General features: G+C 62.4%; 9 protein-coding genes and 1 riboswitch. Of the genes, 6 read left to right on the top strand and 3 right to left on the bottom strand.

Annotation, left to right across the window (positions count from 1 at the left end; all coding sequences use genetic code 11):
* Nucleotides 1-3: 3 nt before the first annotated feature.
* Complete coding sequence (locus tag ACFWAD_RS15600; RefSeq protein ID WP_003940840.1) at nt 4-126, bottom strand: hypothetical protein; 123 nt, start codon at nt 124-126, stop codon at nt 4-6.
* A gap of 143 nt (nt 127-269) precedes the next feature.
* The gene (locus ACFWAD_RS15595; protein ID WP_378545232.1) at nt 270-2,390 is read right to left on the bottom strand and encodes an MMPL family transporter; all 2,121 of its coding nucleotides are present in this window, start codon (nt 2,388-2,390) and stop codon (nt 270-272) included.
* A gap of 71 nt (nt 2,391-2,461) precedes the next feature.
* A riboswitch (cobalamin riboswitch) is annotated at nt 2,462-2,608 on the top strand.
* A gap of 115 nt (nt 2,609-2,723) precedes the next feature.
* Here ACFWAD_RS15595 and ACFWAD_RS15590 point away from each other — a divergent pair.
* From ACFWAD_RS15590 to ACFWAD_RS15575, 4 genes are read left to right on the top strand one after another with little or no spacing between them, the layout of a single operon-like run.
* Nucleotides 2,724-3,719, top strand: coding sequence for an ABC transporter substrate-binding protein (locus ACFWAD_RS15590; protein WP_378534588.1), 996 nt, complete (start codon nt 2,724-2,726; stop codon nt 3,717-3,719).
* Complete coding sequence (locus ACFWAD_RS15585) at nt 3,716-4,756, top strand: FecCD family ABC transporter permease (protein ID WP_378534331.1); 1,041 nt, start codon at nt 3,716-3,718, stop codon at nt 4,754-4,756. The genes ACFWAD_RS15590 and ACFWAD_RS15585 overlap by 4 nt, the downstream gene beginning before the upstream one ends.
* Nucleotides 4,757-4,770: 14 nt before the next feature.
* Nucleotides 4,771-5,568, top strand: coding sequence for an ABC transporter ATP-binding protein (locus ACFWAD_RS15580; RefSeq protein ID WP_378545229.1), 798 nt, complete (start codon nt 4,771-4,773; stop codon nt 5,566-5,568).
* Complete coding sequence (locus tag ACFWAD_RS15575; protein ID WP_378545225.1) at nt 5,565-6,335, top strand: (2Fe-2S)-binding protein; 771 nt, start codon at nt 5,565-5,567, stop codon at nt 6,333-6,335. Before ACFWAD_RS15580 ends, ACFWAD_RS15575 begins: the two co-directional genes overlap by 4 nt.
* Nucleotides 6,336-6,372: 37 nt before the next feature.
* Here the strand turns inward: ACFWAD_RS15575 and phoA are convergent, their stop codons facing one another.
* The gene (gene phoA / locus ACFWAD_RS15570; RefSeq protein ID WP_378545222.1) at nt 6,373-7,905 is read right to left on the bottom strand and encodes an alkaline phosphatase; all 1,533 of its coding nucleotides are present in this window, start codon (nt 7,903-7,905) and stop codon (nt 6,373-6,375) included.
* 268 nt (nt 7,906-8,173) lie between these two features.
* On the opposite strand from phoA, the gene ACFWAD_RS15565 reads away from it, so the two are divergent.
* Complete coding sequence (locus ACFWAD_RS15565; protein WP_378545219.1) at nt 8,174-11,461, top strand: error-prone DNA polymerase; 3,288 nt, start codon at nt 8,174-8,176, stop codon at nt 11,459-11,461.
* A 214-nt stretch (nt 11,462-11,675) separates the two neighbouring features.
* Entirely contained in the window at nt 11,676-12,023 is a 348-nt protein-coding gene (locus ACFWAD_RS15560; protein WP_378545216.1) for a hypothetical protein, read from the top strand.
* Nucleotides 12,024-12,035 lie beyond the last annotated feature (12 nt).

The raw sequence follows: 12,035 nt of genomic DNA, 5'->3' as shown, positions 1-12,035 counted from the left end.
ACATCAATGCGTCATGACCCCGTCCTCGGCGTCGAAGTCGATGCCCGCGGAGATGATTCCGGAGAACAAGAACGCGACGGCAAGCGCAAGAGCGGGGATAGCAAGGATCCATTCGAAAATTGTCATGCTCCAAGTCTGACGAAATCAGCTTCGGAGAACATCGCCCTGCGGAGCGATTTAGACGATCGGGCAGTCATCCTCGAGGACGACTGCCCGATCAGGGAAATCCACTAGTGCGCGATCAGTGGCCAGAAATCAGTGGCCCAAAATCAGTGGCCGATGCCGACCTTCGCATGAAGCTTTTTCATCCACGCGGGAGCCCACCAGTTCGCTTCGCCCATCAACTTCACGAGCGAGGGCACGAGCAACATGCGGATGATGGTCGCGTCGACGATCAGTGCGACGATCATGCCGACGCCCAGGAACTTCATCACCGACAGCCCGGACATCGCGAAGGCCCCGGTCACCACGATCAGGAGTAAGGCGGCAGCCGTCACGATGCGGCCGGTGCGCTCGGTTCCGAACTTGACCGCTTCCTCTGTCGTCGCACCCGCGTTCTTGGCCTCGACCATCCGGGACATCAGGAAAACCTCGTAGTCCGTGGACAATCCGAAGACCACCGCCAGGATGAGCACAACGAACGTCGCTTCCAGCGGAGTTTGACTGACCCCGAGGAGTTCGACGCCGTGTCCGTCCTGAAAGACGAAGGTCAGGACGCCGAAGGTGGTCGCGAGGCTCAGGGCTGCCATCAGCACCGCTTTGATGGGCAGGACCACCGACCCGAATGCAAGGAACAACAGGATCAGGGTGGATCCGACCATGATGAGGATCATCACCGGTAGCCAGTGCAGGACGGCGTTGTTGCCGTCGTCGACCATGGCTTGACCGCCGCCGACAAGCAGCACCGTTCCGTCCGGAGCGGAGATCTCTCGTAGATCCGTGACTGCGGCGCTCTGCGATTGGGGCGTGGATCCCTCGCTGTACAGCGCCTGAACCGCGATGAGTTGATTGGTGCTCGCAACCACGGTTGCCTGACCGATGCCCTCGACCTGACCGGCGGACTCGGCGATCGCTGCACCTTCGGCCGGGGTGAGAGTGTTCCCGTCCTCGGCCTGCAGGATCATCGTCGCGCCGTTTCCGGTCTGCGGGAAGTCGTTGACCAATGTATCCATCGCGACACGAGCGGGGTCGTTGTCCGGCAGGGCGGTGTACGAGAGCTCTCCCAGACGGGCGCCGAGCAGAGGCGAGGCCATCACGAGCAGCACGGCGACGATCGTCACCGAGACCGCCACCGGACGCTTCATCACCCACGTGACGACGCGGCCCCAGAATTTGCGCGAGCGTTCCTCGCCGCGTTGTGCCGCGTCCTTGCGCCACGTCAGGGCATTGATGCGGTGACCCAGAATGGCAAGCAGCGCAGGCACAGCAGTCAGCGACAGGACGGCCGCGCTCAGTACCGCAGCGATCGCGCCGAAGCCCAGAGATCGGATGACGGCCTGGGGGAAAACGAGCATGCCGCTGAACGCACAGATCAGCAGTAGACCCGAGAACATGACGGTGCGACCCGCCGTCAGAACTGTTCGCTGGGCAGCAGCTCCCGGATCCGAGCCTGAATTCAGTTCTTCACGGAACCGGCCGACCACGAAGAGTCCGTAGTCGATCGCCAGTCCCAACCCGAGAAGAGAAGCGACGTTGATCGAGAATGAGGACACATCGGTGATCAAGGTGAGGATCCGGAGAACCGCCAATGCGCTCAGGACGCTGAGTACGCCCACGAACACCGGAACCGCGGCAGCGACGACGCCGCCGAAGATGAAGACCAGCAGCACCAGAGTGATCGGAATGGCGATGGCCTCGGCAACAACCAGGTCTTTCTCGAGTTTGGTGTTGAATGCGACGCCGACGACGGTGTTGCCCGCGAATTGTGCCTCGGCGCCTTCGACTTCGAGCTTCGGCAAGAGATCGGCGAAAGTGGCCGGCGTGACTCCCGAGTCCGGTGCCAACGTGATCGCAACGGCGCCCATGGATCCGTCGTTCGAGAGCAGACTGGCCTTGGCCGCCGCGTCCGTTCCCCAATACGACTTCACCGACGCCGTCGGCACTTCCGTTTTGAACTGGTCGACCGCGGCCGTCACCGCCGGCCCGATGTCGTCCAGGGTCTTACCGTCGGTGGGTGAGTAGATCGCGATGATGTCCGGGGTCTGCGGTCCGAGATTGTCCTCGATGATGTCGGCGACCTTCGCGGAGTCGCTGCCCGGATCGATGAATCCGCCCTGGCTGAGCTTGCCGAACACTCCGAGTCCCCACACTCCACTGATGAGAACTATCAGAACCGCGAGGCTCAGTACCCACCATTTCCGGGCAACGACGGTTTGGGCCCAGCGTGTCATGTATCAACTCCGGTGTGTGGGGGCGTCTGGCCAGATCGACTGTAGTGGGCGTTTGGTCTTGAATCGGAAACGTCATGCATACTGCTCGAAGCACTTGCAAGCCACGCGTGTGGGGGAAGCCGGTCCGAATCCGGCGCTGACCCGCAACGGTAGGTCGATTCTCGGTAGTCACCGAGCGTCGGCAAGCCCGATTACCCACCGCGCGGTGTGCGACATCCATTCGTCGTGGTCTACGAAAAGGAAGTCCAGCAGGAGCTCTGGCCGAGGATCAGCGTGCGGGCGGAGTTGTCTGTCGGATTCTCATTCGTGGCTCAGAGCCCTTACGAGGTCCCCGTGTCACTTCAGTTCTCCCCGTCCCGTGCCGCCGCCGTTCTTGTTGCGGTCGCCTTGGTTTCGGCAGGTTGTTCCAAAGGCCAGGAATCAGAGTCAGCGTCTGCTGCGGAATCCTTCGCACAGCCGGTGTCCGTGACCAACTGCGATCGCGAGATGACGTTCGATTCGCCGCCGCAGCGCATCGTGTCCTTGAACGGACACGTCACCGAAGCCCTTATCGAGATCGGCGCGGGTGATCGGATTGTCGGTCGGGCGTACAGCGACAACCCACCAACTGCTGAGACGGCCGATCAGTTCAACAGCATTCCCAGTCTCTCCGACACCTTCCCCAGCATGGAGCAAGTCCTCGACGTCGATCCCGACTTCGTGGTCGGAGGAATGACCAGTGCCTTCAACGAGAAGCAAGGGCGTTCACGAGACGCCTTCGGCGAGCGAGGAATCAACACCTTCCTCTTCTCCGAATACTGTGGCACCGGTTTCCCCGACATCGGATTGCTCGAGAACGACTACACACAACTCGGTCGACTCCTGGGCGTCGAAGATTCGGCCCGCGAGGTAGCCGAAGAGATCAGCAGTGGTCTCGATTCCGTCCGCGCATCGGTCGGGGACGCAGCGCCGGTGCCGACCTTCTTCTACGACAGCGGTGACCAGGTTCCGACGACAATCGGCGGAGTCGGCGTCGGTCAATTGGTCGCGGAATACTCCGGTGTCTCGAACATCTTCGCCGAAGGGACAAAGCCCTACATCGACGCATCGTGGGAAGCTGTTGCCGAGCGTGCACCCCAGGCGATCGTGGTCATCGACTACGGCGACAAGACAGCCGAGCAGAAGATCGACTTCCTCCGTGCCCAGCCGTTGATGGCGACCACCCCTGCTGTGCAGCAGAACCGGTTTGTCGTGGTCCCTCTCGCGGACCTGTTCGAGAGTTCGCGGTTGGTGCGTTCGGCACAGACCATCGCGACGGCCTTCCATCCGGGCGCTGACGCGGCGAAGTGACTCGCACGCGTTACGGGTACGGCGCCCTGCTCGTCGGCTTGGCGTGCGCCTTGGCGATCGTACTGGGGTTGGCCGTCTCCTTGGGATCGGTTCGCATTCCCGTCGGTGACGTGTGGGCGATAGTCGGAGCTCGTTTGGCGCCAGGGACTTTCGAGACATGGTGGACCGCGGCGCGGGAGTCGATCGTGATCGATTCTCGCTTACCGCGTGCCCTCACGGCTGCGGTGGTGGGTGCCTCCTTGGCGATGTCGGGTGCTGTTGCTCAGGTTGTCACACGGAATCCTCTTGCCGACCCGTATCTGCTCGGAGTTTCGTCGGGTGCGGGATTCATGGTGGTGCTCGTGTCGGTGCTGGGTTTCGGCGCCGGCCTCCTCGGGGTTTTCACGATTCCGGTCGCAGCATTCGTCGGGGCGATGATCCCGTTGTTTCTCGCACTGCTGATCGGCGGCCGGTATCCGCAGCCGACCGCGATTATTTTGGTGGGTGTCGCGCTCGCCCAGATATTCTCGGCGCTCATCACCTTTTGCATCCTGGTGTTGGCCGACGATCGGCACGTGGCGTCGGTGATGCACTGGCTCGCCGGCGGATTCGGAGATGCGCGATGGTCGACGCTGATCTTCCCGACAATCACACTGGTCGTCGTCGGCACAGCCCTTCTGTTCAGTTCGCGATGGATGGACGTGTTGCAGACCGGTGACGACGGGGCTGCTGCACTCGGTATGAACGTCCGACGGTTCCGTGTCTTGTCCTTGCTCGCGGTCTCCGTACTGGCGGGCGCAGCAGTCAGCGTTGCCGGTGGAATCGGTTTCATCGGTCTGCTGATCCCGCATCTGGCCGGCTTCATCGTCGGCACCAGAGCAATTCGACTGCTCCCTGCTGCAGCCCTGCTGGGCGCCGTCGCGATGGTTGCCGCGGATACCGCTGCGCGCTCGGTGGCGCAATCCACTGAAGTCCCGGTCGGGGTGATCACCGCCCTCGTCGGTGCGCCGATTTTCGTCTGGATGCTCTACCGGCAGTATCGGAGGCTCGAACAGTGACACAGGCCAGAACAGTGACACTCCCGAAAGACTCTGAAACTGCGCCCCTGCTCGAACTCGTCGAGACCCGGGCGCGGCTCGGAAATCGCGAAGTGTTGCGCGGCATCACTTTCGCAGTCAAGTCCGGTGAAATATTGGGCTTGGTCGGGCCGAACGGCAGTGGCAAGACGACGGCGCTGCGCTGCTGCTACAACGCTTTGACGCCGACTGGTGGCGCAGTTCTGATCGATCAGACCGACTCGACGACGCTCTCGCGCAAGGACATCGCCAAAACCATCTCGGCGAGCGTCCAGGAACCTACTGTCTCGGCGGGTCTTTCGGTTCGCGAATCGATCGCACTCGGACGAACTCCACACCGGAGCTGGTTGGACCGAAGCACGGAGCGGGATACCGCCATCGTGGACCGGTGCATCGAGCAGGTCGGTTTGGTCGAGCTTGCCGGACGAGACGTGTCGACCCTGTCGGGTGGTGAGCGGCAACGTGTCTCGATAGCTCGCGCGTTGGCTCAGGAGCCCAAGGTTCTGTTGTTGGACGAGCCGACCAATCATCTCGATCTTCGGCACCAGCTGATCGTGATGGAATTGCTGGCCGAGCTTGCTTCGGCGGGGCTCGCGGTTGTGGTCACGATGCACGATCTACGGTTGGCAGTCGAGTACTGCGACAACCTTGCTGTGCTCACCGATGGTGAACTCCGCGCGTGTGGGTCTACGGTCGAGGTGTTGGACGAGCCGTTGTTGGCCGAGGTTTTCGGTATCAGGGCGCGAGTCGAACGCGGAGTACGCCCGCGGATGGAGATATTGGGGCTGGCATGACGGAATCTATAGCCGGGGTCTACGCCCGTATGGCAGCAGCTGTGCCGTTCTTCGACGACCTGACCGCGTATCCGGAAACGGTACCCGCGGTGTTGATGACCGACCCCCAATGGTTGGCAGCTCGCGTCGCCGATACGGCCAAGCGATGGGGGAGCGCGGACAGTCGAGTCAACGGCACGTTGTGGTGGTACTCGGCCAGCTCAACGCTGGCAGGCATTCCGATCGGAACCGGAATGGTTACCGGGTTCGCGGCCGATCCGTCGCTGGATGGTGGACGGATCTTCCTGCGTGACAACGGCTATCTGGGTGGGTTTGCTGCCGGTTCGGTCATTCCGATCTCGCAGAGTGTGGCGGAGTTGGGTCGCGCGATGTTCGGCTCGCTCGGTCCCGTGATCGAGGTACTCGCCGACGTGTCCGGCGTTCGGCAGCAGGCGCTGTGGGCGATCGCGGCGGACTCCATCGCCAATCGCAGCCTTGACGCGGCCGGTAGGGCGCGGGAGCGTGGAAGTGCATTTGCTGCCGGCCTGATCGATGTTCTCCGCGGTGAGAACCCGGGCATTCCGGCCCCGCGTTTCGTTGATGTCGACCGCAGTGAAAGTGTTGTGCGCGTTTCCAATCCATTGGAGCCGGTGGCATTCGGGCGACGTAGATTCACGCAGCGGGCGTCGTGCTGCCTGATCTACGAGGTGCCCGGTGAAGGAAAGTGCACCAGTTGCCCGAAGCGCGCACCCGAAGATCGGGTGCGCGCCTTGGCAGCTCTGGTGTGACTGGACCCAGGAATTACCGGGTCGGGTGTTTCTCAGGTCAGTGCGCTGCGACCTTGGAACGGTCGAGCCCCAGCGCGTCGGTCATCGTGAAGAACAGATCGGTTTGGTCCGTGAGACCGCTGACGTTGGCCGCATGGGGGCCGAAAGCTGCCACGCGCAACTGAGTTCCGGTATGTCCTTCGGACTCGACGGCCGGATCTTCGGACGTTCCGTAGCTGATCGTCATCTCCGAGCCGTCCTTGGTGGTCAGCTTGCGGGTCAGGCCGGGGTAGACGATTTCCTGGGCGCGCTCGACCGGGATGTTCTGGTCCTTGGCGATGGTGGCGATGTCGTCGGCGCTGACATTGGTGACGATCTGACTGGTGTGAGCGTGGTCGGCTGTGACGATGACCAGGGTTTCTCCGTCGGTCTTCGCGAATTCGAGTGCCTTCTGCACAGCTTCGTCGAGGTCGACGGTTTCACCGATCTGACCGCATGCGTTGGCTGCGTGATCCTGCTTGTCGATCGAGGCGCCTTCGACCTGGAGGAAGAATCCGTTGTCGTTGACCTTCAGTAGGTCGATGGCCTTCTGAGTCATGTCCGCGAGCTTGGGTACGTCGGAGGTTCGCTTGGGGTTGTCGACGCAGGTTTCGGCGGGCTGCAGGTAACCGTCGCGGGTGGCGACGGATCCTTCCCAGCGGACGGGCATGTTGCCGTCGGCGAACAAGCCGAGCACGGGCGCATCCTGATCGGCCTTGCCGACCTCGTTCATCTCGGCGACGTTCTCCACCAGCTGGTAGCCGCGAGCCGCGGCCTGCTCGTTGAGTGTCTTGCCCTGCCAGTCACCGGCTTTCGCAGTCTCGGCGAAGGACTTGGCACCACCGGCGAAGGTGACGTCGGCGCGGGTGTCGAGGAGCTGTTCGCTGATCGATCCCTTGCCGCCGTTCTCGAGGGCGTTCTCCGGGCAGGACTTGGACGTCGCCTCCGGTCCGTAGCACTTGCGGCCACTGACGTGCGCGACCTGCACTGCGGGGGTGGCGTCCTGCACCTCGGCGGTGGAGACGTTGCCGGTGGCCTTGCCGTTCGCCTTGGCGATCTCGAGGACGGTCGACTGGGCCTGACCCTTGATGTCGACGGAAATCGCGCCGTTGTAGGTCTTGGTGCCGGTGGACCACGCCGATCCGCTGGCTGCGGAGTCGGTGACGTAGTCGGGCTTGCCGTCCTTGGTCAGTGCGTAGTGCGTGTACTGGCCGGTGATCGGCAGGGCGTCGAGACCGGGGAAGCTGCCGGCAGCGCCCTCGGCGTAGTTGCGCGCGGCGGTGATCTCCGAGTCGCCCATGCCGTCGCCGATCAAGAGAATCACGTTCTTCGCGCCGGAAGCGTTGACGGCGTCGCGCACTACGGCCGACTGATCACCGTCGATACGACGAGCACCACCGTTCGAGGACAGTTCGCCGGTCGCGGCTCGATCGACGGTCGTGCCGTTCGAGCCTGTTGCCTCGTCGGCACTGCTGCTGCAGCCCGCAGCGGCCAGAACGGCGACGGCGCCGGCGACGGCCGTCAACCTACGTGTGTTGCGCGAGAACGACATACGAGTAGTACTCCTGGAAACAGTGTGGATGGAGATGATGAACGCCGCTAATGATCTGGGTCCAAAGTGAACGGAGTGCAGACATGCGTACATCTGAATGTGACGAGACGGTGAGGGTTGGGATTCGCTCTGTTGACTGCGAGTGAGTGACCTGTCAGACTGAATCTGCATCGAACATCAGTTCGATGCATGTGGTGCGTCTTCCCTTTCGGCATCCTCGAGCAGTCGGTCGTCCGTGACGGCCGGCTCGATCAGGTGCGAGGTCAGTGTGGGTTGGGGAAATGGGCCGCCGACGTGGTCCGAGATGGAACGGGTGCTTTCAGGGCGGCCCGGCCGCGTGGAACACGAGGATTTGTTCCCTGGCGATGGAAGCGACAGCCCCGCCTGGTCGCGAAAGCGCGGCGAGTACCACGCTGGCGAGCTCACCCGTGGTACCGGCGTGGTTCCTTACGCAGAGTTGCATGCTCACTCGGCCTTCAGTTTCCTCGACGGCGCATCGCCGCCGGAAGAGCTGGTCGAAGAAGCAGTGCGTCTCGGGCTCGAAGCTATCGCCGTCACCGATCACGACGGGTTCTACGGCGTGGTGAGGTTTGCGGAAGCCGCACGTGAATGGGGAATGCGCACCGTGTTCGGGGCCGAGTTGTCCCTGGATTCGGTACCCAGGACCGGGACGGCTGATCCCGGTGGAACGCACCTCCTGGTACTTGCCCGTGGGCAGGAAGGGTATCGCCGTCTCTCGCGGGAGATCGCCGCCGCGCATTTGGCCGGCGGTGAGAAGGGCAAACTGCAGTACAACTACGACGTGCTGACCGAAGCGGCCGGTGGGCACTGGCAGATCCTGACCGGGTGCCGCAAAGGTCATGTGCGGCAGGCCTTGACGTCGGGTGGTCGCAAAGCTGCGGCGGAGGCCTTGCAGGATCTGGTCGAGCGTTTCGGGGCGGAGCGAGTGTCGGTGGAGCTCACCCATCACGGGCTGGCGGAGGACGACGAGCGCAATGCAGTTCTGGCCGAACTGGCGAGAGAGCGTGGATTACGCACGGTGGCGACCACCGCCGCGCACTTCGCCGCTCCGCCGCGTCGACGCCTCGCCATGGCGATGGCAGCTGTGCGATCGCGTCAAAGTTTGGACGAGGCGGCCGGATGGCTGGCCCCTACCGGCGGAGCGCACCTGCGGTCCGGCGCGGAGATGGCGACACTGTTCTCGCTCTATCCCGAGGCCGTCAGTGGTGCCGCCGATCTGGGACGTGAGTGCGCTTTCGACCTCAAACTCATCGCACCCAAATTGCCACCGTTCGACGTTCCCGCCGGGCATACCGAGGCGTCGTGGTTACGTGAGCTCACCATGGTGGGAGCCATGGAGCGCTACGGTCCACCGGAAAGTGCACCGAAGGCATACAAACAGCTCGAACACGAGCTTGCCATCATCGCGGGATTGAATTTTCCCGGATACTTCCTGGTGGTGCATGACATCGTCTCGTTCTGCAAGAACAACGACATCCTCTGTCAGGGAAGAGGTTCCGCCGCGAACTCGGCGGTGTGTTATGCGATCGGCATTACCAATGTCGATCCGGTTCGCAACAAATTGCTGTTCGAGAGGTTTCTTGCGCCCGAGCGTGACGGCCCGCCCGACATCGACGTGGACATCGAGTCCGATCGCCGGGAAGAGGCGATCCAGCACGTGTACGCGAAGTACGGGCGTACGTATGCCGCGCAGGTCGCCAATGTCATCACCTATCGAGGAAAATCATCGGTGCGGGACATGGCTCGGGCACTTGGCTTTTCGCAGGGCCAGCAAGATGCGTGGAGTAAGCAGGTCGGCCGGTGGGGTGGTATCGACAAGAACGCGGATACCGATATTCCGCGTCCGGTACTCGAACTGGCGGCGCAGATCGAAGGCTATCCGCGGCACCTGGGCATCCACTCAGGCGGCATGGTCATCTGTGATCGTCCCATCGCCGACGTCTGCCCGGTGGAGTGGGCGCGGATGGCCAATCGCAGTGTCTTGCAATGGGACAAGGACGATTGTGCTGCCGCTGGGCTGGTCAAGTTCGATCTGCTCGGTCTCGGCATGCTTTCCGCTTTGCACTACATGATGGATCTGGTGGCCGAACACAAAGGCATCACAGTCGATCTGGCGCAACTCGATCTGTCGGAAACAGCGGTGTACGAGATGCTGCAGCGGGCAGATTCGGTGGGGGTATTCCAAGTGGAATCACGTGCGCAGATGGCGACACTGCCGCGTCTGAAGCCTCGAAACTTCTACGACCTGGTGGTCGAAGTCGCGCTCATCCGTCCGGGGCCGATTCAAGGCGGATCAGTGCATCCGTACATTCGTCGGCGCAACAAACTCGAACCTGTGTCCTACGACCATCCATCGCTCGAGAAGGCACTCGAACGCACGCTGGGAGTTCCGCTGTTCCAAGAACAGTTGATGCAGATGGCCGTCGACGTTGCGGGTTTCACACCGTCCGAGGCCGACCAATTGCGTCGGGCAATGGGATCGAAACGCTCGACCGAGAAGATGGAGCAACTGCGGGCGAGGCTGTACCAGGGCATGCGAGACCTACACGGTATCGGCGACGAGGTTGCCGACCGGATCTACGAAAAGCTGTATGCGTTTGCCAATTTCGGTTTCCCGGAAAGCCATTCACAAAGTTTTGCCGCGCTGGTCTTCTACTCCTCGTGGTTCAAACTCCATCACCCCGCTGCGTTCTGCGCTGGGCTTCTGCGCGCGCAGCCCATGGGTTTCTACTCACCGCAGTCCCTGGTTGCCGATGCGCGCAGGCACGGAGTGCAGGTACACGGTGCCGATATCAACGTCAGCCTCGCGCACGCCGCCGTCGAGGCAGGTGGATTCGAGGTTCGGCTGGGATTAGGGGAAGTGCGCAACATCGGCGATGCACTGGCCGAGAAGATCGTCGAACAGCGCGACCTCGCTGGACCGTTCACGTCGTTTCTCGATCTGACCGGGCGGGTGGAACTGACTACCGCACAAGCTGAATCGCTGGCGACCGCCGGGGCGCTGGCCAGCTTCGGTATCTCGCGTAGAGAAGCGCTGTGGGCAGCGGGCGCTGCTGCGGGGGAGCGTCCCGACCGCTTGCCCGGTATCGGTGCATCGGTCACAGCTCCCACTCTGCCCGGCATGAGCGACGTCGAACTGGCGGCAGCGGATGTCTGGGCGACAGGAGTATCTCCCGACACCTACCCGACACAGTTTCTCCGCCCGCAGCTCGACGCGCTCGGCGTGGTGCCGGCGTCGAGACTTCTCGACATCCCGGACGGTGACCGTGTGCTGGTGGGGGGAGCGGTCACGCACCGGCAGCGTCCGGCAACAGCTGCGGGCGTCACGTTCATCAACCTCGAGGACGAAACCGGCATGGTCAACGTGGTGTGTTCGGTGGGGTTGTGGGCAAAGTACCGAAAACTGGCAAATACGGCGCCGGCGTTGCTTATTCGAGGAAAGGTGCAGAATGCAGAAGGCGCTGTCACTGTCGTAGCAGACCGGATGCAGCTGATGGATCTCCGAGTCACGGCCAAATCGCGAGACTTTCGCTAATGCCAGATTCTGATCGGAGTTTGTGCCGAGGGGACAAATGTCGAGCGCAACTCTGACCTCCGAGCATATGGCGCGGGTCACATTTACTCCCTAGGGTTGTCGCTTGAGCGCGATCGATTCACCGCACGCAGCCACGGCCAGTTGCCTTGCAGGTGAATATCGTCGCCTTCCAAACACGCTGAACCCAAAGCACTTCGAATCGAACAGGAACTCCATGAGCACAGCGATCCTCGTCGCACACGTACACCCCACCGATCCGTCTTCGGAAGAAGCATTCAACCGCTGGTACGACGACGTGCATATTCCGCAGGTCGTCGAACGAGTGCCCGGGGTTGTCTCCGCCTCCAGATTCTCTCTCGCGGACGTGCAGTTGCTGCCCGAGGAGGCCTTGCCCGCTCGCCGCTACCTGAGCATCTATCAACTCGACACGGAAGATCTCGCGGGCACCGCCCAGGCATTGGGAAGTGCTTTGGGCGACGGAACTCTCGACATGTCCGAGGCCATCGCGACCACCGGAGACACCGGACCCGAATTGCTCTTCTACGTCCCGACCGAGAACTGAAGGAAGCAGCCG

It is taken from the genome of Rhodococcus sp. NPDC059969, from assembly GCF_042738325.1.
Taxonomy (GTDB): domain Bacteria; phylum Actinomycetota; class Actinomycetes; order Mycobacteriales; family Mycobacteriaceae; genus Rhodococcus_F.
This window is presented reverse-complemented; position numbering and strand designations above follow the sequence as displayed.

Bases quoted from the DNA above. Each gene is read 5' to 3' on its own strand.
- ACFWAD_RS15595 (WP_378545232.1), bottom strand. From the start codon at position 2,390: ATGACACGCTGGGCCCAAACCGTCGTTGCCCGGAAATGGTGGGTACTG.
- ACFWAD_RS15560 (WP_378545216.1), top strand. From the start codon at position 11,676: ATGAGCACAGCGATCCTCGTCGCACACGTACACCCCACCGATCCGTCT.
- phoA (WP_378545222.1), bottom strand. From the start codon at position 7,905: ATGTCGTTCTCGCGCAACACACGTAGGTTGACGGCCGTCGCCGGCGCC.
- ACFWAD_RS15600 (WP_003940840.1), bottom strand. From the start codon at position 126: ATGACAATTTTCGAATGGATCCTTGCTATCCCCGCTCTTGCGCTTGCC.
- ACFWAD_RS15575 (WP_378545225.1), top strand. From the start codon at position 5,565: ATGACGGAATCTATAGCCGGGGTCTACGCCCGTATGGCAGCAGCTGTG.